The organism is Gottfriedia luciferensis (assembly GCF_001712755.1).
Lineage (GTDB): Bacteria > Bacillota > Bacilli > Bacillales > Bacillaceae_G > Gottfriedia > Gottfriedia luciferensis_B.
Genome location: NZ_MDKC01000034.1, coordinates 33,722 through 58,171, shown reverse-complemented (window position 1 = coordinate 58,171; position 24,450 = coordinate 33,722). Strand labels below are relative to the sequence as shown.

At 32.8% G+C, this 24,450-nt stretch carries 24 protein-coding genes and 1 riboswitch; of the genes, 16 read left to right on the top strand and 8 right to left on the bottom strand.

Features of this window, described 5'->3' with window-relative positions:
• Positions 1-39 precede the first annotated feature (39 nt).
• A riboswitch (SAM riboswitch) is annotated at positions 40-150 on the top strand.
• A gap of 139 nt (positions 151-289) precedes the next feature.
• Genes BED47_RS18290 through metQ form a run of 3 tightly spaced genes read left to right on the top strand, consistent with a single transcriptional unit; the run spans position 290 to position 2,807 of the window.
• Positions 290-1,294: a methionine ABC transporter ATP-binding protein gene (locus BED47_RS18290; protein WP_069034844.1), complete on the top strand. Its 1,005-nt coding sequence runs from the start codon at positions 290-292 to the stop codon at positions 1,292-1,294.
• A gap of 1 nt (position 1,295) precedes the next feature.
• Entirely contained in the window at positions 1,296-1,964 is a 669-nt protein-coding gene (locus tag BED47_RS18285) for a methionine ABC transporter permease (protein WP_069034843.1), read from the top strand.
• A gap of 21 nt (positions 1,965-1,985) precedes the next feature.
• A complete protein-coding gene (metQ, locus tag BED47_RS18280) occupies positions 1,986-2,807 on the top strand; it encodes a methionine ABC transporter substrate-binding lipoprotein MetQ (protein ID WP_069034842.1) in 822 nt (273 codons plus the stop codon).
• 86 nt (positions 2,808-2,893) lie between these two features.
• Here the strand turns inward: metQ and BED47_RS18275 are convergent, their stop codons facing one another.
• The 6 genes from BED47_RS18275 to dltX form a co-directional block, all read right to left on the bottom strand.
• The gene (locus BED47_RS18275) at positions 2,894-3,865 is read right to left on the bottom strand and encodes a 2-hydroxyacid dehydrogenase family protein (protein WP_069034841.1); all 972 of its coding nucleotides are present in this window, start codon (positions 3,863-3,865) and stop codon (positions 2,894-2,896) included.
• Between the two features lie 676 nt (positions 3,866-4,541).
• Entirely contained in the window at positions 4,542-5,759 is a 1,218-nt protein-coding gene (gene dltD, locus BED47_RS18270; protein WP_069034840.1) for a D-alanyl-lipoteichoic acid biosynthesis protein DltD, read from the bottom strand.
• Complete coding sequence (gene dltC, locus BED47_RS18265; protein ID WP_069034839.1) at positions 5,756-5,995, bottom strand: D-alanine--poly(phosphoribitol) ligase subunit 2; 240 nt, start codon at positions 5,993-5,995, stop codon at positions 5,756-5,758. The genes dltD and dltC overlap by 4 nt, the downstream gene beginning before the upstream one ends.
• Positions 5,996-6,010: 15 nt before the next feature.
• Positions 6,011-7,162: a D-alanyl-lipoteichoic acid biosynthesis protein DltB gene (dltB, locus tag BED47_RS18260; protein WP_069034838.1), complete on the bottom strand. Its 1,152-nt coding sequence runs from the start codon at positions 7,160-7,162 to the stop codon at positions 6,011-6,013.
• A complete protein-coding gene (gene dltA, locus BED47_RS18255; protein WP_069034837.1) occupies positions 7,159-8,673 on the bottom strand; it encodes a D-alanine--poly(phosphoribitol) ligase subunit DltA in 1,515 nt (504 codons plus the stop codon). The genes dltB and dltA overlap by 4 nt, the downstream gene beginning before the upstream one ends.
• An 11-nt stretch (positions 8,674-8,684) precedes the next feature.
• Entirely contained in the window at positions 8,685-8,828 is a 144-nt protein-coding gene (dltX, locus tag BED47_RS18250; RefSeq protein WP_069034836.1) for a teichoic acid D-Ala incorporation-associated protein DltX, read from the bottom strand.
• A 268-nt stretch (positions 8,829-9,096) separates the two neighbouring features.
• On the opposite strand from dltX, the gene BED47_RS18245 reads away from it, so the two are divergent.
• Both BED47_RS18245 and BED47_RS18240 read left to right on the top strand, forming a co-directional pair.
• The gene (locus BED47_RS18245) at positions 9,097-10,200 is read left to right on the top strand and encodes a serine hydrolase domain-containing protein (protein WP_069034835.1); all 1,104 of its coding nucleotides are present in this window, start codon (positions 9,097-9,099) and stop codon (positions 10,198-10,200) included.
• A gap of 108 nt (positions 10,201-10,308) precedes the next feature.
• On the top strand, positions 10,309-11,025 hold the full coding sequence (locus tag BED47_RS18240) for a DUF3298 and DUF4163 domain-containing protein (protein WP_069034834.1): 717 nt from the start codon (positions 10,309-10,311) through the stop codon (positions 11,023-11,025).
• A 776-nt stretch (positions 11,026-11,801) separates the two neighbouring features.
• On the opposite strand, the gene BED47_RS18235 is transcribed toward BED47_RS18240, so the two are convergent.
• Complete coding sequence (locus BED47_RS18235) at positions 11,802-12,047, bottom strand: DUF2164 domain-containing protein (RefSeq protein ID WP_069034833.1); 246 nt, start codon at positions 12,045-12,047, stop codon at positions 11,802-11,804.
• Between the two features lie 243 nt (positions 12,048-12,290).
• Between BED47_RS18235 and sufC the strand changes: the two genes are divergently transcribed.
• The 11 genes from sufC (at position 12,291) to yunB (ending at position 23,275) form a co-directional block, all read left to right on the top strand.
• Complete coding sequence (gene sufC, locus BED47_RS18230) at positions 12,291-13,076, top strand: Fe-S cluster assembly ATPase SufC (RefSeq protein WP_056468759.1); 786 nt, start codon at positions 12,291-12,293, stop codon at positions 13,074-13,076.
• Positions 13,077-13,095: 19 nt separating this feature from the next.
• Positions 13,096-14,403: a Fe-S cluster assembly protein SufD gene (gene sufD, locus BED47_RS18225; RefSeq protein ID WP_069034832.1), complete on the top strand. Its 1,308-nt coding sequence runs from the start codon at positions 13,096-13,098 to the stop codon at positions 14,401-14,403.
• A complete protein-coding gene (locus tag BED47_RS18220) occupies positions 14,403-15,623 on the top strand; it encodes a cysteine desulfurase (protein ID WP_069034831.1) in 1,221 nt (406 codons plus the stop codon). Before sufD ends, BED47_RS18220 begins: the two co-directional genes overlap by 1 nt.
• Positions 15,613-16,062, top strand: a complete 450-nt coding sequence (sufU, locus tag BED47_RS18215) for a Fe-S cluster assembly sulfur transfer protein SufU (protein ID WP_025671513.1) — start codon at positions 15,613-15,615, stop codon at positions 16,060-16,062. The genes BED47_RS18220 and sufU overlap by 11 nt, the downstream gene beginning before the upstream one ends.
• A gap of 47 nt (positions 16,063-16,109) precedes the next feature.
• A complete protein-coding gene (sufB, locus tag BED47_RS18210) occupies positions 16,110-17,507 on the top strand; it encodes a Fe-S cluster assembly protein SufB (protein ID WP_069034830.1) in 1,398 nt (465 codons plus the stop codon).
• A 283-nt stretch (positions 17,508-17,790) separates the two neighbouring features.
• Entirely contained in the window at positions 17,791-18,315 is a 525-nt protein-coding gene (locus tag BED47_RS18205; RefSeq protein ID WP_069034829.1) for a DinB family protein, read from the top strand.
• A 221-nt stretch (positions 18,316-18,536) separates the two neighbouring features.
• Positions 18,537-19,358, top strand: a complete 822-nt coding sequence (locus tag BED47_RS18200) for a sulfite exporter TauE/SafE family protein (RefSeq protein ID WP_069034994.1) — start codon at positions 18,537-18,539, stop codon at positions 19,356-19,358.
• A gap of 17 nt (positions 19,359-19,375) precedes the next feature.
• Positions 19,376-20,779 (top strand): bifunctional metallophosphatase/5'-nucleotidase, encoded by a 1,404-nt coding sequence (locus tag BED47_RS18195; RefSeq protein WP_069034828.1) that lies wholly within the window; start codon positions 19,376-19,378, stop codon positions 20,777-20,779.
• Positions 20,780-20,851: 72 nt separating this feature from the next.
• Positions 20,852-21,154 (top strand): YunC family protein, encoded by a 303-nt coding sequence (locus BED47_RS18190; protein ID WP_069034827.1) that lies wholly within the window; start codon positions 20,852-20,854, stop codon positions 21,152-21,154.
• 124 nt (positions 21,155-21,278) lie between these two features.
• Positions 21,279-22,382, top strand: coding sequence for an HD-GYP domain-containing protein (locus BED47_RS18185; RefSeq protein WP_069034826.1), 1,104 nt, complete (start codon positions 21,279-21,281; stop codon positions 22,380-22,382).
• A gap of 68 nt (positions 22,383-22,450) precedes the next feature.
• A complete protein-coding gene (yunB, locus tag BED47_RS18180; RefSeq protein WP_069034825.1) occupies positions 22,451-23,275 on the top strand; it encodes a sporulation protein YunB in 825 nt (274 codons plus the stop codon).
• A gap of 105 nt (positions 23,276-23,380) precedes the next feature.
• Here the strand turns inward: yunB and BED47_RS18175 are convergent, their stop codons facing one another.
• Positions 23,381-24,370: a M23 family metallopeptidase gene (locus BED47_RS18175; protein WP_069034824.1), complete on the bottom strand. Its 990-nt coding sequence runs from the start codon at positions 24,368-24,370 to the stop codon at positions 23,381-23,383.
• Positions 24,371-24,450 lie beyond the last annotated feature (80 nt).

Below are 24,450 nucleotides of genomic sequence, written 5' to 3'. Positions count from 1 at the left end.
AGAAATTACGTTAAACAACTTAATAGATCGTAAGATTAACTCTTATCGAGAGAGGTGGAGGGACTGTGCCCTGTGAAACCCAGCAACCGTCAATGTTCGTCATTGAAATGGTGCTAATTCCTGCAAAGCATATGCTTTGAGAGATGAGAGAAAGGAATACTTTTTGTATGTTAAACCTTTCTGCTCATGTGAGTTGAAAGGTTTTTTTGTTTTATCCGACTAAAAAAGTACTTACTTACAAAAAATTGAAAGATAAGTTGTTAGAATGTTTTGAAAGGAGATCAAGTGTATGATTCAAATAAATAATGTAAGCAAAACTTACAAAGGTAAAAAAGGCACAGTTACCGCAGTACAAAATGTTTCTTTAAATATTGAAGCAGGTGAAATTTTTGGCATGATCGGATATAGCGGCGCAGGGAAAAGTACGTTATTACGTATGCTAAATGGACTTGAGTCCCCTACATCAGGTGAAGTAATTATTAATGGTCAATCGATCTCTAAATGCTCATCTAGTCAATTAAGAAAAGCAAGACAAAAAATAGGAATGATTTTTCAGCATTTTAATTTATTGTGGTCGAGAACTGTATTAGAAAATATACTTTTCCCACTTGAAATTGCTAAAGTTTCAAAAAAGGAAAGCATTAATCGTGCGAAAGAATTAATCAAACTTGTAGGTCTTGAAGGAAGAGAAAATGCTTATCCTTCTGAACTTAGTGGAGGTCAAAAGCAACGTGTTGGAATTGCAAGAGCACTTGCTAATAACCCTGATGTTCTTTTATGTGATGAAGCGACATCTGCATTAGATCCAGAAACAACAGATTCAATATTATCTTTATTGACAAATATTAATAAACAGCTTGGTATTACAATTATCCTGATTACTCATGAAATGCATGTTATTCAAAAGATTTGCCAACGAGTAGCTGTAATGGAAAACGGAAATGTAGTAGAAGAAGGCCATGTTGTTGATGTATTTACACGTCCTAAACAAGCAATTACAAAGAAATTTGTGACGCAAATCAAAGGCAATGATGAAGGTGAAGTAATTTCTCAAGGTGATGGGAAGGATAATACTTACAAGCTAACCTTTAAAAATGGTCAAGCAGATCAGCCACATATTTCTGAAGTAGTTAAGCACTTTGATATTGAGATTAACATTTTGCAAGGAAAAATTGTTCAAACTGCTGAAGGCTCTTATGGGACAATGAAGATTCAACTTGTTGGAGACATAAATAACATCAAAGAGGCAATCACTTATTTAGAATCAAAACAAGTTGAAGTGGAGGTAGCATAAGATGACACAACTTTTTCCGAATGTTGATTGGGATGCAATGCTTTTAGCTTCTCAAGAAACATTATTCATGACAGTAATAGCTGCGCTTGCAACGTTCATTTTTGGACTAATAATAGGTTTATTCTTATTTTTAACTAGTAAAGATCAGTTGCTTGAAAATAAATTTTTTAATACAATCCTAGCAGCGTTTGTAAATATTTTTCGTTCAATACCGTTTATCATTTTAATTATTCTATTAATTCCATTTACGATCTTTATTCTTGGCTCTATGCTTGGAGCAAAAGCAGCGTTACCTGCATTAATTATTGGTGCTGCACCATTCTATGCAAGAATGGTCGAAATCGGATTACGAGAAATTGATAAAGGTGTAATCGAAGCTGCAAGAGCAATGGGAGCTAGTACTTTTACAGTAATCTTAAAAGTATTAATTCCAGAAGCATTACCAGCAATAATTTCAGGTTTAACTGTTACTACAATCGCAATTGTTGGTTATACAGCAATGGCTGGTGTAGTAGGTGGTGGTGGACTTGGAAACTTAGCATTTATGGAAGGATACCAACGTTCTAATAACCAAGTAACGCTTGTTGCGACAGTAATTATTTTATTAATCGTATTCATTCTTCAATTTATTGGAGATTTAATAACAACAAAAATAGATAAAAGAGCTTAACATATAAGGGAGGAACTGACAGTGAAATTCAAAAAAATCGCAAGTTTATTAGGAGCAGGTGTTTTAGCATTATCTTTAGCAGCATGTAATAAAGGTGGAGAAGATAAAAATAAAGAATTAGTTGTTGGTGCATCAAATGTACCGCACGCAGTTATTTTAGAACAAGCTAAACCGCTTCTTAAAAAAGAGGGGATTAACTTAAAGATTGTTAAATTCCAAGATTATGTTCTACCAAATAAAGCATTAGCTTCAAAAGAATTAGATGCAAACTATTTCCAACACATTCCATATTTAGAGTCTCAAATGAAAGAAAATGGTTATAAATTTGAAAACGCTGGTGGGATCCACATTGAGCCAATCGGAGTTTACTCTAAAAAATATAAGAGCTTAGATGATCTACCAGATGGAGCTAAAATTATCATGAGTAGCTCAGTAGCTGACCATGGTCGTATGTTAAGCTTATTACAACACGAAGGTTTAATTAAACTTAAAGCTGGAATTGATCCAACTACAGCTCAAATTAAAGACATTGCTGAGAATCCAAAACACTTAAAATTCCAAGCTGATGTAGACGCTGGAATGCTTCCAAAAGTTTACCAAAACAATGAAGGCGATGCAGTTTTAATTAACACAAACTACGCGATTGATGCTGGGTTAAACCCAATGAAAGATGCTATTGCATTAGAAGGTAAAGAATCTCCATATGTAAACATTATTGCTGTTCGTAAAGGTGATAAAGATAAAAAAGAAATTAAAGAGCTTGTAAAAGTATTACACTCTAAAGAAATTCAAGATTTCATCATTAAAAAATATAAAGGTGCTGTAGTACCTGTAAGTCAATAATCACATAAGAGAGGGTGTCTCATAAGTTTTGAGACACCCTTTTTTTATGTTTGTTTATTAAACTGACATTTCCTTGCGCGTTTTTATCAACTTTTTACAAGAATTTGATTTACAGGTGAGATTGGTGGGCGTTCAGCCATAACCTCAATAATATTTTTAGCTGCTATTTCAGACATAGCTTCACGAGTTTCAAATGTTGCATTTCCAATATGAGGTGTTAATACAACATTTGTAAGTGATTTTAGTTCTTCTGTTATTTTAGGTTCGAATTCAAATACATCTAGAGCTGCACCAGCAATAACACCGTCCTTTAATGCGTCTACTAATTCCTGTTCGTTGGCTAAAGGACCTCTAGCTGCATTGATAAAAAACGCAGTGTCTTTCATTTTGTAAAACTCTTCTTTTCCAAATAAATGGTGTAGCTCAGGTTTGTAAGGACAATGAAGGGTAATATAGTCAGAAGTCTGTAATAATTCCTCCAGTGATACGTAAGTGGCATTTAAGTCTTGTTCAAGCTCTTTGCTTAATCTTCTTGGTTGATGATAAATAATCTTCATATTAAACGCCCTAGCTCGCTTAGCTACTGCTTGTCCGATATTTCCAAAACCAAAAATACCTAAAGTTTTTCCTGATACTTCTGTTCCTCTAAAGAATAATGGAGCCCATCCTTCAAAACCTTTTGTACGGCAAAGTTCGTCTCCTTCGACTATTCTTCTGGAAATAGCTAAGAGAATTCCTAAAGTTAGCTCAGCAGTTGCGTCTGTTGAAACAAGTGGAGTGTTTGTAACGTGAATCCCCTTACTAGTTGCATAATCTACATCGATATTATTAAATCCTGCTCCGTAATTAGCAATAATTTTTACATTTGTAGCAGCATCAATTACTCTTTTTGTGATTGGAGTGGATAGTAAGCTTAAAATTGCATCAACCCCACCAACAAGCTCACACAATTCATCTTCTGTAATTAATTGCTCATTTTCATAAACAATGACATGATGATCTTTTAATAATTCCTCAGCCTTTTCTGGAATTTTTCCCGCTACCAAAATATGTGCCAAATTAGAAACCTTCTTTCAACAGTTTAATAATTAATGTTAACGTTTTTATTATAAATGAAGTTTCAAGTTTATGTTTTAATTTAGTATTTGGCAGTTTAAAGAATATATTAATTTTTAAGGTTTGTCAGCAAAATAAAAAGCAGACAGAGGTATGCTTTTTTTCACCACGCTGTTGAAAAACAATCTTGTCAATTAATTATCAAATTTTCGTAAAAGGAGTTTAGTGATGTTGATTTCCACTACAGGATGCTCGCTTTCCATGGGGCGAGATTCTTTAGCCTCCTCGGCAAACCTGCGGGGTCTCAGCCTTCCCGTTAATCCCATAGGAGTCGAGCACCCCTCCGTTACAATCAACTTATTCATCAAAAAAAGATTACACTAAAAACCTAATTTTATATCTTTTACTTAGAGTAGCATAACAGCATGGTAATGAGTTAAAGGTCAATTAAGATTGAACCCCAATGTATTATAATCATTTGAAATTGTTTTTCTAAAATTGCTCAAAATATTTAAATAAGAATAAACAATACTAGAGTTTGTTGATATTTAAAAACTGCTCAAACATATTAACAATTAAAATCAATTTTAGTTTATAAACAATGAGTTTTACATAATATCCATTTGACTATTTTTTTTCAACACTCTGTGAAAAAAAGCAGACATTTGTCTGCTTTTTTCATTGATATCTATGATTTAAACTTGCGGTAGGGGGAGTGTGATTTACTGAATAAAACTTATTTAAAGATTGATCTACATATACCCAGCCCTTCCAGCCTAAGTGGATTGTATCTTTTAGGAAAAACTCATCGTATTCATGTGAAGAAAAATCAGCTACTTGGAAGCCAGCATCTTCAATTTGTTTTTTTACTTTTTTGTAATATACTTCTCTACCTTCTTTAGGGAATCCAGCGTAATCATACCATGGTCCATTTACTGGAACGGAAATAAACAACGCTTTTGTGTGCTCTTTTTTTAGTAATGCTAATACCATTTGAAGGTCATCATATTCTGGCGATACACCATAGTTACTATTTCGTTTATAATTTTTTAAAGCTGGAAGACGTTTTTGAATGTGTTTTATATAGTATTTATTAATTATACCGAAATGGTTAGTAGTTGATTCTCGTTTGCCAATTTTATCGGCAACTTGAGCTACTCGATCCCAGGATAAATCTTCATATTTTGATTTTTTTAATCGGAAGTTTTTATCTGGATCCATTATAACGGTCTCGAAAAGATCTTTCTTTTCGAGAATTTTTAAATATGTGTAAGCTAACGGTTTTTCAGCCATTGCCTTGAACTTAACTTTTTTGTTATTTGATATAAAAGCATTTAATTGGGTTACTAATAAAGAGTCTTTTTTGATAATTGATAGCGTTAAAAGTCTCTTTGCAATTTGTCTCTTTACTGAAATATCAATTGTATTATTAAAAACGAATGAATAAGTTTGAAGGGCAGAATAATTAGGTGAAAAATGAGTATCGTCAATGCCATGTGGAATAAACCACTGTGGAGATAAAACAAATACAATTTTTCTATTTTTTATTCCATCACCTAAAGATGCTAAGTCTAGAAAATGAACGAGACTTTGTGATCCCCCTCGACCAATTAGATAGGGAGTAAATTCATCTTTTTCTCCCATAAAAAATCTAGAAGGATGGAAGGGGTCTCTTCTAGCAAGTTCTGAAGACCCAAAAATAGGTAGGAATTTTGGGTCTTTTAACATTTTACTTTGAAGTAATGTCCCTTGAAATGTTTCAGGATTTAAAGACGCTGCAGTATTATTTAATCGTTCTTTTGTAATAAATAGTTCATAAAAAGAATTTGGAAGATATAAAGCTAGTAAAAAAATGGAAATAGCTGTTATCATCCCAAAAAATTGAACTTTTTTCATTTTCTAGCCTCTAAAATCGAAATGATTTTATTTGGTGTTGCCCACTCCTCACGATCGAAGTCAGAAATCGTTACGTTGATACCGATTTGTTCTTCGATTTCAACTAATAAGCTAACTGTACCAAATGAATCTAATAATCCTTCTTCAAAAATCAGAATATCTGGATTTTCAATCACTTCATCTGTATTACATAAATCTGCTAAAAGTTTTAAAACCTCTGCTCTTAAATTTTCCATTATACTCATTCTCCTTTAGTTAACTAGATGTCCTGAAAATATTAAAAATCCGAAACAAATAAAATGGAATGTAATAATAACCGCTAATACATGTGTTAGTTTATTATTTTTCCAAATCTTTTTTTTCTTATTGAATTGTTCAAACCAATCAAAACTACACATCAATATAGCTTGGTATAAACCATATAATAGGTAATTTATTTGGATCCCGTGCCAAGCACCCATTAGTAAAAATAAAGTAGTGTAACTGATATAAGATATATTTCTTCTATTTTTTATCACTTTTTTCTTAGTCAGTAAGAATACCATTCTCATATATACATAGTCACGAAACCAAAATGATAAGCTCATATGCCAGCGATTCCAAAAGTCCTTTATATTTCGACTAATGAATGGCATATTAAAGTTTTCAGGTGTTTTAATACCTACTAAATAACTAACGCCGATTGCAAATGCGCTATAACCTGCAAAATCAAAGAATAAGTACAGACTATATGCATACATATACGTTAGATTTGAGACGAAAGTATGCCCTACAACAAGCTGTGTTTCAAGTATATGAACGTTAATTAAATAACCAATTATATATTTATAGAGAAAACCAATAAAAATTTTATGAACACCAATTTGAAAATACTCCTGGTATTCACTAGCCGTTAGCTTTTTTTGACTATCCTGTTGAAATCTCCTAAAACGATCAATTGGTCCAGAAGAGATCGTTGGAAAAAATAATAAAAACTTAAGGAAATCAACAATGCTTATTTCTTTTATACTGTGGTCGCGAATTTCAATAATGACTTGTGTTGCTTTAAATGTTAAATACGAAATTCCTAAAAAGCCTACAAGGGTAGTACTTTCAAATATCGGTGAAACCTTTACAATTATTAAAGGTAAAATTGATAGAAAAACACTTAAGTAATAAACAGTTGAATGGTTCGCATTCTTCCGATAAACACTGTAACCTTTTATTAAAATAACTACCCAAATTATAAAAGCAACTAGGTAGTAGGATTGTATTTTAGAAGAGGAAAAGATTAATAATAAAAACACAAAAGAAAGAAATGTTGTGTAGTTAGTTAATCTTTTTCCTAAAAACCCTAATACTACTGCTGGGATTAATAAAACAATTAAAATACCGAAGAACGTAAAACTACCGTATGGAATCATTGATCAGCATGCTCCAATAATTTTTTTCGATCAACTTTACCGTTCGTTGTCATTGGTAAACTTTGTAAAAAACTAAATTTTCTTGGAATCATATAAGTCGGCATATATTTATTTAGTTCTTGTTTTAAAAAACGTGTTAAATGATATTCCTTTTCGAAATCGTGTTCTTTAACGACTACTAAGCAATGTAAATCTATACACTTACCATCCTTCATCTCCGGTAATATAACTGCAGAATGAACTAATGGTAATCTTCTAATGTTATTTTCAATGTCCTCAATTTCAATCCGATAACCGTGTAGTTTTACTTGGAAATCGATCCTACCTTTATAGAATAATAGTCCTTGATTAAAGTAACCAGAATCACCCGTTTTATAGGCGCGCATGTCATTTATTTGATAGTAGGCTGCATCAGTTTTTAACTGATTATTAAGATACCCTTTACTAACGCTTGGACCAGCTATAATAATTTCCCCTGTTTCACCATCTGGAAGTGGGTTTCCCAATTCATCCATAATGTAAATGATTGTATCGTCTTTCGGAGTTCCAATCGGTAATGGGGAATATTGGTTTATGATTTCTTCGGTAATCTGAACGAATGTTACAGCAACAGTTGCTTCTGTTGGACCGTAAGTATTATAGATCTCTGCTTTAGGAAATCTAGATAAAAGCTGTTTAGCACTATTATTCGATAGTACTTCACCACAGAAAAGGAAAGTCTTTAAGCTTGGTAGTAAGGATTCGCTGAAATTTGGATTCATCATACACATCTCTATAAATGATGGTGTAGAAGTCCAAACCTCAATATCACTTTCCATTAAATAATCGAATAATACTTTTGGTCGCTCAACCAAAGATTTTTCAACAGCAATGAGTGTGCCACCCGACAATAAAGATGGATATAAATCCATTACTGATAAATCAAAAGAGAAAGGTGCTTGATTTAAAAATCGTTGTCCATTGTGTATATTAAAATCCTTCAATATCCAATCGGTAAAACTACGTAAGTTTTTTTCAGTAATTTGCACACCTTTTGGATCTCCAGTACTGCCGGAAGTATAGATAATATAAAATGTATCTTCGTCTTTAACATTAAAGTCAGTTAAAGAATTGACTAGATCAGTAGAATCAATTATCTCCTGTAGTTCTCCAAAATTTATGATTTTAATGGATTCAAACTCTAAAGTAATATCTTTTGGTGTAATTAATAAAGTTGCTCCAGAATTAGTAATCATTTTTTTGAGTCTTTCAAAAGGAATAGACTCATCAACGGGAATATATGCACAACCTGCTTTTACACTCCCTAAGAAAATAGAAATCATTTCCGTCTGCATGTGCCCATACACAATAATAGGCTTATTCGTAAAATTATTTTTAATCATCCAGCTAGCAATCGCATCTGATTGTTGCTTTAAAGTTTTATATGTTAAAGAGTAATCACTATTTTGAAATGCGACCGCATTTGGGGTGTTAATTGCCCAATAATCTATTTGTTCAATAATTGATTTCATCAGCTCACGTCCTAAAAATCGTTATATATAAAGCTCCCAGTAAATGAATCTTTAAATCCATATAGGTAAAGTAGTGCAAGTAAAATTGATAAATAAAACGCAGTATAGAATAAAAATCTTAAAGTCTTTGAACGGAAAATATGGATTTTACCCATTTGTTTTCACCTTTCTTAATTTTTAGCTAGACGTATTATAACACCGAAAAAAAGATGAAAAATTAACCAAACACCTTTTAAAATTACAAACAGATAATAAATTATTAAAGGTTAAGTAAATTTTTTCTAATTCAATTTTAAAGATTAATGGACAAGATTGTTCATATAATTAGGAAAAGGTAGTAATAATGAACAAAAAAATAGAGGGAAGTAAAAATAATGGGGAAATGGGAAAATCCTATTGGCCCTGCTCTATGGGAGATTGTAAATGATGAAAAAGATTTATTTGTTCTTGATTCCTAGTTTCTTAACTGTTTTAATAATGTCTCCATTTTGTAGTTTTATCTGGAATAAAAACGCTGCGAAAGGGACAGTTCCGAATTACCCTACTGTGAATACCGTTAAAGTTACTAATGTTCAAAATGAGAATTCTAGAGAGATTGATCGCTACTTACAGCAAATTCATTTTAATGGAGTTGTTCTTGTTAGGAAGAATGAAGAAAATATCATTAATAAAGGATACGGTTATCGAGATATCCAAAATCAGTTACAGAACACACCAAATACGTATTATCCAGTTGGCTCAATTTCTAAATTTTTTGTTTCAACGTTGTTAATGCAATTAAAAGAAAAAGGCAAAATATCGTTTAACGATCCGATTTCAAAATATATACCAGAATTTCCGAATGGATCAAAATTAACATTATTTCATTTAATTTCTCATACTTCAGGGATTAGGAGACAAAAAGAGTTATTTAATCCAATTTCATCGACTAATTTAATAAAGGAAATAGTTAAATCAAATGCTCACTATAAACCGGTGAACAAATGGGATTACAATGACACAAATTATGTTTTACTTGCTTACGTTATTGAAAAAGTAACTGGAATTCCTTATGGAGAATATATAAAAACACATATTTTCAATAAAGCGAATATGACTGAAATTGGACAGGGTAATGATTTTTATAAAAAAGGAAATCATGCACTAGGTTATTTATTAATTCAATCTAAAAATGCTCCGAAGCAATTACGAATACCAAATTTTAACCATTTATTAGGTTGTGGAGATATTTATGCAACGGTTTCAGGACTACAAAAAATGGACGAGGCACTTATTTCAAATAAACTTATATTGAGTAAAAGTTTTACTCAATTTATTAAGCCGTATCAAAATCATTATGCATACGGAATTTATAATAAAGGAAAGTATTTATACAATCATGGGGTAGTTCCAGGAATTAATTGTATGAATGTATTCGATCCAGTTTCGAAAACATATGTAATTGTGTTTTCTAATAGTCAAAAGGTGAAACCAAACACTTTTAAGATAGCAATGAAGTTATTTAAACTAGTTAACAAAATGAGTTGAGAACAGTTAGCTTTTTGATTATAAGAATCTAGACTCTTATAAAATATTTCATAAATAATTTAAAAGATACTCATACTATTTTTTGATAAAGAAAATAGGAGGAGTCTAGTGAAAAAGTTTCTATATTATTTCTTATTAATGATAATGACTAGTAGTATTAATTTGGGCTCTATTAAATTTGTTAGTGCGGATACGAAAGCCGGGATCAATGAAAACTCATTAACGAGACATATTAAAATTACTGAACAAAAACTAAATGATGCGCCGATTAAGTATCCACAAATAAGTGGAGCATCTAATTCAACTGCACAACAAAAGATCAACAGTATCTTAAAACAAGGTGCTGATTTAGCGAATAGTAATCGTTTGAAGCTATTAGAAGATGAGAAAGAAGCTAAGTCAAAATGGGATGCTAGCCAAGGGCAGTGGAGACCTTATGAATATGTATTTACTTATAAGGTACTATACAATAATCTTGATAAATTGAGTGTTATTTATAATGAGTATTCATATACAGGTGGGGCACACGGAATGACAATGGGTACTACATTTAATTTTGACGTAAAAACAGGTGATATCGTTCCGCTATCTAAGTTAATAAACGAATATACAAAATCCGTACAAGAATATGCTTATCAGCAATTACAAAAGAAATATAAAGGATATGTATTAATAAAATCTCCTAACGAAATTGACTTAAGTGACAAAAATCGACTATGGGCATTTGACCACGCAGGAATAAAATTAATCTTTAAAGAATATGAAGTAGCCGCATATGCTGCTGGCATGCCCGAAGTCTTTATACCAGTGCAAGTTTATCAATAATAAAACCGATTTTTAGAATATATAGGAAAATGTTTTTGAAATAGTTAAGGAAGTAAATTTATTTAATTGATCAAAACCTTTTTTCTTCAGAGTGTTGAAATGTTAAGCGGTCTATAGGGAAACATTAAAAAGAACATTATTGATGCTTAAATACTGTTTGATGATCTATTAATGATTTTACGATTTTAATATACCAATCAATTATATTAATTGTTTTTCAGAAGTTGAAATTTTAACGAAATTAGATAAATTATTTCAAATGGTATTCGAACTTAATTGACTTACAGACTGATTAAAAAACTTTTATTTTACTCTAAGTAAAGGATATTGAATTAGATTTTGAACGTTAACTTTTTTTGATGAATAAGTTGATTGGAACGGAGGGGTGCTCGACTCCTATGGGATAAGCGGGAACCCTGAGACCCCACAGGCGTAGCCGAGGAGGCTAAAGAATCTCGTCCCATGGAAAGCGAGCATCCTGTAGTGGAAATCAACCACGTGGGCTCCTTTACGAAAACTTGGTTAATGTTTTTCAACAACGCGAGAAAAGAACCTTCATTATAAATAAGGTTCTTTTCTTTATTTATTTAATAAATTTGATTAATGAAATAAAACATTTTCGTAAATAATGGTAGAGTCTGCATGAAAACATTCATTTGTTTTAACAATATAAGAATAAGTTGAACAACTATATAAATATTGAATAATCTAAAATTGAGTATGTACGATTACTAAAGTGAGTGCTAAAGGTCGTTAAAAACTAAAAGCAAAGAAGTTTAATCTTCAATCTGTTCTTTTAACAATAAGGCATAAAGATCTTCAACTCGTTCGGACATAAATCTTTGTGAGTCTTCAATTCCCTTATTATAAAACATAGGTCCAAGTTTTTGTGATATAAAGTCTATTAGCAACATTGAACTTAATTCACTTAATTCTTCGTCTCTTTCTTGTAAGAAATACGTTTGTAGTTGATTAATCGCAAATTTTTGTTGATCTGGTGAAAGCTTAGTTGTTTTTGACATTAAATTCCCCTCTTTTTTAGTTGTGATATTAGATTTTTTATTTCCTATATATATAGTATCTCTATTTATTCTTTTATTGCGAAAAAATGTTACACGTAATAAAACTTTTTTGGTAAAATAGTGCACAACTTGAAAATACTTTTTAATTGCTTTAAGATTAGAATGAGAATAAAATGAGAATGAACTTAAAATAGCCATTTTCTATTTTATAGAATTTTTATGTAATATTATGGAGGGTGTAAAATGGGAGCTTCTACATTAAAAATAAAAGACCTTCAAGTAGCAATTGAAGGAAAGCAAATTTTAAAAGGTGTAAACCTTGAAGTAAAAGGTGGAGAAATTCACGCAATTATGGGACCAAATGGTACAGGTAAATCAACTTTATCTTCTGCTATTATGGGTCATCCAAAATATGAAGTAATCGGTGGTAGCATCGAGCTTGATGGCAACGATGTTTTAGAAATGGAAGTTGATGAGCGCGCTCAAGCTGGTCTTTTCCTTGCTATGCAATACCCAAGTGAAATTAGTGGTGTAACAAACGCAGATTTCTTACGTTCTGCAATGAATGCACGTCGCGAAGAAGGCGATGAAATTTCATTAATGAAATTTATCCGTACATTAGATAAAAACATGGAATTCTTAGAAATGGATCCAGAAATGGCTCAACGTTACTTAAATGAAGGCTTCTCAGGTGGAGAGAAAAAACGTAATGAGATTCTTCAAATGATGATGATCCAACCTAAAATTGCTATTCTTGATGAAATTGACTCAGGTTTAGATATCGATGCATTAAAAGTAGTTTCTAAAGGTGTTAACGAAATGCGTGGAGAAGAGTTTGGTTGCTTAATCATCACTCACTACCAACGCTTATTAAACTACATCACTCCTGACTTCGTTCACGTAATGATGCAAGGTCGTATTGTAAAATCAGGTGGACCTGAATTAGCTGCTCGTTTAGAAGCTGAAGGATATGACTGGATTAAACAAGAGTTAGGTATCGAAGACGAGACTGTTGGGCAAGAAGCTTAATCGGATAGGAGGGATTCTCATGACAACTGGTACTACAATTCCATTTAGTCAAGAAACAGTTAAGCAGCTTTCTGCACTGCTAAATGAACCTGCATATTTCACAGAGTTCCGTTTAAATGCACTAGCAAAAGCTGAATCACTTTCTCTTCCAAAGCCAGATAAAACAAATATCTCTAAATGGGATTTCTTTGGAAAAGAATTTAATGTTACAGCTGGAAATGTTCCTACAAAAGATCAATTACCAGAATCAGTAACATCTTTAATGAATGAAGACACTGATCAATCAGTTTATGTACAATATAATGGTTCTGCTGTATATCACTCTCTTTCTTCTGAAGCAAAAGAAAAAGGTGTAGTATTCGTAGATTTACACACAGCGATTAAAGATCACGAAGATCTTGTGAAAAAATATTTTATGACAGAGGCTGTAAAAGTCGATGAAAATAAATTAATCGCTTTACATGCGGCATTAGTAAATGGTGGAGCTTTCTTATACATTCCTAAAAATGTTGTATTAGAAAAACCAATCCAATCTATTTTTGTTGTAGATGGTGAAAATGTACCTGCATATAACCACGTTCTTGTTGTTGCAGATGCAAATAGTGAAGTTACTTATGTTGAAAACTATGTTTCTACATCTGCTGATTTAGATGCGGCTGTTGTTAACGTTATTACAGAAGTAATTACATTAGATAATGCAAAAGTTCGTTATGGTGCTGTTGATACTTTAGCAAAAGGTGTTACTGCTTATGTTGTTCGTCGTGGTCATGCTGGTCGCGATAGCAAAATCGAGTGGGCACTTGGCCTAATGAACGATGGAAACTCAGTTTTCGAAAATGTTACAAACTTAATTGGCGACGGATCTTTCGGTGACATGAAGATGGTTACTGTAGGCCGTGGGGAGCAAACTCAAAACTTTACAACAAACATTACTCACTATGGTAAAGGATCTGAAGGTTGGATCTTAAAACATGGTGTATCAATAGATGCTGCTACTTCAATCTTTAATGGTATTGGGAAAATTGAACACGGCGCTTCTAAGTCAAATGCACAACAAACTTCACGTGTATTAATGCTTAGTGAAAAAGCTCGTGGAGATGCGAACCCAATTCTATTAATTGATGAAAACGATGTTATGGCAGGTCACGCTGCTTCTGTTGGTAAAGTAGATCCAACTCAACTGTACTACTTAATGAGTCGCGGTATTCCGAAGAAAGAAGCAGAGCGCTTAGTTATTCACGGATTCTTAGCACCTGTAGTTTCGGAATTACCAATTGAAGAAGTTAAAAAAATGCTTGTTGATGTAATTGAGAGGAAGGTTAAGTAATGGATGTTAAAGCAATCCGTGAAGCCTTTCCGATATTAAATCAAGAAGTAAATGGACATCCTTTAGTATATCTGGATAGTGCTGCAACTTCACAAAAACCTGTTCAAGTAATAGAAGCTGTTGCTAACTACTATAAAGAATATAATTCTAACGTTCATAGAGGTGTACACACTCTAGGAACAAAAGCTACTGATGCATACGAGGGAGCTCGTGATAAAGTACGTAAATTTATTAATGCATCATCAATCGAAGAGATTATTTTTACTAGAGGTACAACTACTGCAATTAATACAGTTGCTGCTAGCTACGGAAGAACGAACTTAAAAGCTGGAGATGAAATTGTGATTTCTTATATGGAACATCACAGTAACATTATTCCTTGGCAACAGGTTGCTAAAACTACTGGCGCAACATTAAAATATATACCATTAGAAGAAGATGGTTCAATCAGCGTTGAGCAAGCAAAAGCTACAATTAACTCAAATACAAAAATAGTTGCGATTATGTACGTTTCAAATGTACTTGGTTCAATTAACCCTGTTAAAGAGATTGCAGCAATTGCTCATCAAAATGGAGCAATCATGCTTGTTGATGGTGCGCAAAGTACTCCACATATGAAGGTTGACGTGCAAGACTTAGATTGCGATTTCTACGCATTTTCTGGTCATAAAATGTGTGCTCCTACCGGTATTGGTGTACTTTACGGTAAAAAACATCTTCTTGAAAACATGGAACCTATTGAATTTGGTGGGGAAATGATTGATTTCGTTGACTTACAAGATTCTACTTGGAAAGAACTACCATGGAAATTTGAAGGTGGAACTCCAATCATTGCTGGTGCAGTTGGTTTAGGCGCTGCTATTGATTTCTTAACTGAGATTGGGATGGATAATATCGAAAAGCATGAACATGAGATTGCGAATTATGCTCTTGAACAGTTATCTACTGTAGAAGGAGTAACAATCTATGGTCCAAAGCATCGTGCAGGTCTAGTTACATTTAATGTGGAAGATGTTCATCCACATGATGTTGCAACTGTATTAGATGTGGAAGGAATTGCAGTTCGAGCTGGCCATCATTGTGCTCAGCCATTAATGAGATGGTTAAAGGTATCTGCTACTGCTCGTGCAAGTTTTTATCTGTATAATACAAAAGAAGATGTAGATGCTTTTGTAAGAGGATTAGTTAAAACGAAGGAGTATTTCAGCGATGTCTATTAATCGAAACATTGATCTAGATGCATTATATCGTCGGGTGATAATGGACCATTATAAAAACCCTCGTAATAAAGGGGTAGGGGCAATATCAGAAAACGATGTAACAATAAACATGAATAACCCTACTTGTGGTGATCGCATTGAACTTCGTTTAAAGGTTGATGATGGAATTGTATCAGACGCTCGTTTTGATGGTGAGGGATGTTCAATTTCAATGGCATCAGCTTCAATGATGACTCACGCAATTAAAGGTAAAAAAATAGAGGAAGCCCTACAGCTTGCTCAAATATTTTCAGATATGATGCTTGGAAAAGAATACGATGAATCAATCGATTTAGATGATATTGAAGCACTTCAAGGTGTTTCAAAGTTTCCAGCACGAATTAAATGTGCAACACTTGCATGGAAAGCGATGGAGAAGGGCTTAAAATCAGAGGAATAATCCTCTGAGCTTTAATCCTCCTCTTCTATAAGAAGGGAGTATGAATAATGTCTACTAATTTGCCGGATATTAGTGATTATAAATATGGTTTTCATGACCGTGACGTATCAATCTTCCGTTCAGAGCGTGGTTTAACAAAGGATATCGTTGAAGAAATTTCACGTATGAAAAATGAACCACAATGGATGTTAGATTTCCGTTTAAAATCTTTACAACATTTCTATGATATGCCAATGCCTCAATGGGGTGGAGACTTAGCAGATTTACGCTTTGATGAAATTACTTACTATGTAAAACCATCAGAGAAAACAGAAAAGTCTTGGGATGAAGTACCTGAAGAAATCAAAAATACTTTTGATAAATTAGGTATTCCTGAAGCAGAACAAAAGTATTTAGCTGGTGTATCTGCACAGTATGAGTCTGAGGTAGTTTACCACAGCATGAAACAAGACTTAACTGATCTTGGTATCTTATTTACAGATACAGACACAGCTTTACGTGAGCATGAAGAAATTTTCAAAGAGCACTTTGGAAAAGTAATTCCACCTACAGATAACAAATTTGCTGCATTAAACTCAGCTGTTTGGTCTGGTGGATCTTTCATCTACGTACCAAAAGGTGTTAAAGTTGATACGCCACTTCAAGCGTATTTCCGTATTAACTCAGAAAATATGGGTCAATTTGAACGTACATTAATCATTGCTGACGAAGGTGCACATGTACATTACGTTGAAGGTTGTACAGCTCCTGTTTATACAACTAACTCACTTCACTCTGCAGTAGTAGAAATCATCATTAAGAAGGATGCATACTGCCGATATACAACAATTCAGAACTGGGCGAATAACGTATTCAACTTAGTTACGAAACGTGCTGTTTGTGAAGCGAACGCAACAATGGAATGGATCGATGGAAACATTGGTTCAAAATTAACAATGAAATACCCAGCAGTTATCCTTAAAGGTGAAGGTGCTCGTGGCCTTACACTTTCTATTGCAATTGCTGGTAAAGGACAACACCAAGATGCTGGTGCTAAAATGATTCACTTAGCTCCAAATACTTCTTCTACTATTGTTTCGAAATCTATTTCTAAACATGGTGGTAAAGTAACGTACCGTGGTATCGTACACTTCGGTCGTAAAGCATCTGGATCACGTTCAAATATCGAGTGTGATACGTTAATTATGGATAATGCATCAACTTCTGATACAATTCCATACAACGAAATCTTAAACGACAATATTTCTCTTGAGCACGAAGCGAAAGTTTCAAAAGTTTCTGAAGAGCAATTATTCTACTTAATGAGCCGTGGTATTTCTGAGCAAGAAGCTACAGAAATGATCGTAATGGGCTTCATTGAGCCATTTACAAAAGAATTACCAATGGAATACGCAGTTGAAATGAACCGTCTGATTAAATTCGAGATGGAAGGTTCAATTGGTTAATAGAGTTTTTAGGGGAGGCGAACTTTTGAAGTTCGTCTTTTTTATTTAGAAATATTTAATAAGTATCCGCAGTTGTTTTGATAATTTAATAAATATTTAAAGATGATTTCTGTTTCTATAAGTAGAGCAGCTTTTTAGTTTTAGTAAAATCCTTCTACATTACACCTCATTAATTTTTCAGATAAATAAAGGTTTTTATAAAATAAGATAGATCTATTTGTGGTAAAATTTAACTTGAAGGAAAAGAGATGTTTGTGGAATTTAATATGTAGGAGGGTTTTTTATGAATTTTAACCTTAAAGAAGCGATTGAAGTTTTAGAAAGAACACCAAAATCATTAGAGTCTCTTTTATCGGGTTTATCTGAATCTTGGTTAAACTGTAATGAAGGTGAAGGAACCTGGAATGCTTCTGAAGTAATCGACCACCTAATTGAGTGTGAAAAAACAAATTGGATTCCAAGGTTGAACTGCATACTTAACAAAGAAGGAAACAACCATTTCCCACCATTCGATCGTTTTTCGCATTTAAATGAAAAACATGAGAACTCAATAGAAGAAAGATTACTTGAATTCAAGAATTTAAGAGCAGAAAATATTACAAAACTACAATCATTGGTTGACCCTGAATTACACTTAGAATTAGAAGGGATTCACCCAGATCTTGGAACAGTAAAATTAAGAGAATTATTATCCACTTTTGTCGTACATGATCTTACGCATATAACTCAAATTGCAAGAGTGATGGCAAAACGATACAAAACTGACGTAGGTCCTTGGATTGCAAATTTAAGTGTGTTAAAGAAATAGTTAGCGTTTAATTCACAAATTATCGGGTATTATAGTGTGGAAATCAACGAAGTACTTAAAAAAACAATTAAAAATAATGTATAAACACCAAAGTGCAATACAATAAAGGATTATTCATACTCGGGGAATTCCGAGTTTTTTTATGTTAAACTATTATTTAAACCATGGAGAATATAGATTTTTAGTGTAATTAAAAAGGAGAGAAATTTAGGTTGGATATCATTCTACAAATTCTTATACTCATCAGTATAGGACTTGCTGCAGGAACAGTCGGATCATTGATTGGTTTAGGCGGAGGGATTATTATCGTTCCAATGCTACTTAATATTGATCACTTTTTATCCGCTTTTTCGACTGTGCCAATTCATGTTGCAGTTGGAACTTCACTGATTACAATTGTGTTTTCTTCACTGTCATCCACCCTTTCGTACCATAAACAAAAACGAATCGATTATAAGAGTGGTATTTTATTTTTAATAGGGAGTGTTCCTGGTAGCTTACTAGGTACATACATCAATTCGCTTTTAAATACGGAGCGTTTTACTTTATTTTTTGGTATATTTTTAATCTGTATATCAGTCTTTCTATTTGTTTCTTCAAAATTAAATAAAAAAGCAAAGGAAGTACATAAAGGGGTTATACGAACATATACAAATGAAGAAGGCGAGGCATACACATATAGCTATAGTCTTCCTTTGGCGATTTCATTGTCTATTTGTATCGGGATCATCTCAGGATTATTTGGAATTGGTGGAGGAATATTGTTAGTACCAATGATGGCGTTTTTATTTGGTTTTCCACCTCAGTTAGCTGTTGCGACTTCAATGTTTGTTGTTATGTTTACGACGCTTGGAAGCTCCATTTCATATATAGCATTAGGAGAAGTAAATTTCTACTACATTCTTCTACTTATTCCTGGCGCATGGTTTGGTGGGAAAATTGGAGCATATATTAATCAAAAGTTAAAAACTGAAACAATCGCATTAATTTTAAGGTTAGTTGTGTTATTTTATGGCATAAAATTAATTATAGAAAATATTTAAAAAAGGATGGTGGAACAATGGAAACAAATCAAACGATAAATATTCGGTTGTTCCATACAAATGACATTCATAGCCACTTTGAAACGTGGCCAACAATCGTCGGTTTGTTGAAGTCTAAAAGAGAATTAGCTACAGGAAAAGGTGAAGCCACACTTACTTTTGATATTGGGGATTTCGTTGATCGCTTTCATCCAATTTCGGAGGCCACTTTAGGAAAAGGCAATGTGGAACTTTTAAATGATGCAAAGTTTGATGCAATTACAATAGGTAATAATGAAGGAATTACCTTATCAAAAGGTGAGTTGTTAAACCTTTACGAAGATGCAAAGTTTGATGTATTAGTTGGTAATTTAAACATTTCAGATGAAGGTACCGAGAGTTTCAGCAAGCCTTTTGAAATATATGAAAAAAATGGAGTAAAGCTAGGAGTAATTGGTTTAACAGTCGCTTATCCTGTGTTTTATGAAACTTTAGGATGGAGTATAAAAGATCCGTTTGAAATGTTAAATAACATATTGCCAATTGTCAAAGCGCAATCAGACATTGTCATTATACTTTCTCATTTAGGGATGAGAGACGATCAGAGAATCGCTGAACAATTTTCAGGAGTCGATATTATCTTAGGCGCACATACTCATCATTTATTCCCAAATGGAGAGTATGCTGGTGAAACTTTACTTTGTGGAACAGGTAAACACGGTAACTATTTAGGCGAGGTTTTAATTACTGTAAATAAAGAGACGAAAAGTATTATCAATACTGAAGCTTCAGTTACTGAAGTACATACAGTCCCAACATATTATCAAGATGAAATGACGAAAATGATGTTGGCTAATTTAATGAGATTAAGTAAAGGAATTTTAAATGAACCAGTAGCACAACTACCGAGTAACATGGGTGTAAATTGGTTTAAAGATAGTCCATTACTGAAATTATTAGCAAATGCACTACGCCAATGGACTAAATCAGATATCAGTATACTAAATTCCGGTATTTTACTTGAAGGTTTAAATAATGGCCTTGTTACTAAGGGTGACATTCATCGGATTTGCCCACATCCTATTAATCCTTGTGTCGTTAATTTGTCTGGTAAGGAATTATTAAATGTTTTAAATCGTTGTGAAGATAAAGAGCTGACTCACTTAAAGATGAAAGGTTTTGGATTTAGAGGGAAAGTAATTGGAAAAATGGTTTACGATGGAATCACTTTTGTTAATAAAGATAAGAAAAGGCATTTGAAAAAAGAGGATCTACTTATTAATGGTGAAATGTTAGATTTAAATCGAATGTATGAGATTGGAACTTTGGATTTATTTACGTTTGGTCATTTAATTCCTACAATTCGAGATGCTAGTCATAAAAGATTTTTTATGCCTGAGTTTATTCGTGATGTGTTATTTTCGGCTTTAAAAGATGTATAAAATTTATCAAGTTTAGACAGGTTACACTTTTGTTTTTTTCTCATATTTTAGAATGAGAAAGGAGCGTTGAACTTGATCAATTTAAGCCCAATTAAAATAGATAATCATACATTTAATGCTGTTACAGTTTTACTTCCAAAAACTACGTTATTGGTCGTTATGAATGATAACGGATATATTATGTGCGGAGCATTAGATGTAGCTTTATTAAATGAAAGATTGCGCGATCGTCAAATTATCGCAGGCCGAGCGGTTGGTGTAAAAACAATAGAAGAATTATTAAATGCGCCTTTAGAATCCATTACTGTTGAAGCAGAAAAGTTAGGTATTCAAAAAGGTATGATTGGAAGAGACGCATTATTAAAGATGATATAAAAAAAGCCACTAAATTTTTTTAGTGGCTTTTTGTGTAGACGATGCCCTAAAAATTTATTTTAAAATGTATTAACTGTTATGAAGAGCCATATATTTAATTAAAAAATTGTTCAAGGAGATAACAATGAGAGTTGTTGAAGCATCAACACTTGTTCCAGGTACGATCTTAAGAAAACCGATTTATAATGAGCATGGAAAAATGATTGTTAATGCAAATATTCCTTTAACAGAAGAGATGATTAATGGAATACATAAATTAGCTATTCAATTTGTTTTTGTACATGCTCAATCATCAGAACCTTTAATGGGAAAGACAATTATTTCAGACGAACTTCGCATTGAAATCACAAAAACAATAGAAGATGCTTTTGTTAAATTAATTAGCGAAGATTTTTATTTAAGAGGGCTATCTTTAGAAAAGAACTCATCTAGGCTTAAAGAAACGATAAAATCACTGCAAAACGAATTATGGCAACAGAAGGATGTTTTATCTTTATTGATTGACGTATTACATTATGATGAGTATCTCTTTACTCATTCTCTAAATGTAGCTATTTATTCTTTAGGAATTGGAACGGCATTAGATTTAAGTAAAATCCAGCTTAATTTACTTGGATTAGGTGCACTTTTACATGATGTTGGGAAGATGGCAATACCCAAAAAGATTTTAAATAAACGGGGCCGTTTAACTGAAGATGAATATGCATTCATTAAACAACATACAATTGCTGGATACGATCTGCTACGACAAGTATCTTCTATTCATCCACTTGTTGCGGACTGTGCATTACAGCATCATGAAAGGATTAATGGGAGCGGCTATCCAAAAGGTTTAATTGGTAAAGAAATACATCTTTTCTCAAAGATTATTGGGATTGCAGACTTTTTTGATGCTGTTACTTCAAATCGAGTATATCGACAAGCAATGCTCACGCATGAAGGATTAACATTATTAATTAATGAGAGTGATAAATTATATGATGCTAAATTAATTAGCATATTTAGCGATCTACTAACCATTTATCCAACGGGATTACACGTAAAATTGAGTGATGGTAGACAAGGAATCGTTTTTAGTCAAAATGATGCTGCTACAGATCGTCCAGTTGTGCTAATAATTGAAGAAAAAGGAATAAAATTAAGCAATCCTTATGAAGTGAATTTATATAATGAGTTGAAATTAGAGATTATCGAGTATAATCAAATAATAAAAAAAGTTGATTTTTAATTGTACAAATCCATTAAGAATGAACAGGCATTGACATGCATACCCATTAGTAAGGGGGCATGGATACAATGAAGAGATTTAAGTACAGACGTGTTCCAAAAAATAAACTTTTTGTTTCAAAAAGAAAATCTTTTGGCGGATTTAAAAGGAATTCAACTCAAATAACACAAACAATTCGTAATATATTTCCAAATAAATATGTAGTTATTTGTATTGTTCTATTATTTTTTTCCTTATATGCTTTCTGGGAAATTGATAAAATTTTCACACCTACAATCTTAAAATATTCTGAGAAACAAACAAGACGAATTGCTTCTTTAGTTATCAATGAAGCGTATGAATCGGCATCTAAGGAACTGCAAGGGCAGGATATTATCATTCGGGATGTTGATGAGAATGGTAAGGCGATAATAAGTACTAATACATATTTAATCAATAAAATAATTGGTTCTACTACTCAGCATGTTGAAGAAAATATACGTAGAGTTGAAAATGGAGATCTATCATTTTTATCTTTATCAAAAGCAGAAAAGAAGAAAATGAAGTCGGATCATGAGGGGCTATATTTAAAAGTACCGATTGGGGTCGTAACAAATACAGTACTTTTAGGAAAAATTGGACCTACTATACCAGTTCGCTTTTCTGTAGTCGGTGATGCAGTGGCTAATGTTACACAAGAAGTTAAGCCTTTTGGATTTGATAATTCTGTAGTCGAAATTATTATGAATGTAGAAGTAAATATGAATGTAATTATCCCGTTTAGTACAAAATCGACAAAGGTAAAGGTAGAGGTCCCAATTGCTACTGAAATTATCGATGGGGAAGTTCCAAATTATATTCCATTTACTCCAAATACTCAACAAGTTCCATCAACAACAAATGGAAAAAAATAAATTTAAAATAGAGCAGACTAAACTTATTACACTACGATAAGTTAGTCTGCTTTTTTTTCATTAATGGTTTCAATTTACCCAAAAACTCGCCTTGGTCAGTTTTCTTTATTTGCTTCTATCCTGACGCTCCCAAAGACGTAATTTTGGATAAGGATCAAAAGACCACTCTGAATAACCATTGTCTTTGTAAATACCATAGTGCAAATGTGGAGGAAATTTTCCAGATGTCCCTGGAGGTCCATATCCAGTACTTCCAACATAGCCAATAAGTGTTCCTGGCTCTACTACTTGCCCTCTTTGAAGGTCTTTGTTAAAGCCACCTAGATGAGCGTAGTAATGATAATTATTACTTAAGTCTCGAATTCCGATTCTCCATCCTCCGATTCGATTCCAGCCTTTTGTCTCAATAACTCCATAGCATGTAGACCTTACAGGAGTACCATAATTTGCAAAAATATCAGTACCTTCATGAACTCTTCGTCCACCAAAGCTTCGAGGAGCACCCCATGTACTACGATAACTATGTGTACTACGAATTGGTAATGGGAATGCATTACCTTCTATATTTAATTTTCCGTAATATTGATACAAACTAGCGTACTCATCGATAATATCAACTGTTATGGCTCTTTGGTAGTAATCCCATAGCATCATTCGAATATATTGCCTGGATGGTCCATAAAAATTTAATCGATGAATGAAAGTGTATAGAATATCCTCATCATCTTCTAGTGAAGCTTTTCCATCATTATTTCCATCTAAACCAATACCGCTAAAAAGATGGATAGTAGGAGCGTATGTGTCTTTCTTAACTGGATTTGATAGGCCGCTCCAATCCTCTGGTTTAATATAGATAGAAAGGACCCCATTTTCGCGTTTTGGTATATCGTTCCTTACACTCCGTACATTACGTTCATAAGTATCTATAGCTGCAAAGTAATACCAAGGGATAAAAGTCAGGGTTTCACCTTTTTTATATAAGGCCATTCGTTCTTTATTAAGCTGAGCTTGATCAATTTCTTCTGCATTTGTAAATGATGGCATTATGAAGATAACCACCATACAAAAAAGTACAATTATTTTTTTCAAAACCATCATCCTTTAAATTGATTTACATATATAGTTTGGTTAAAGAAGCGACTTTCATAAATGGAAATTATAGGGATAATAGGGAT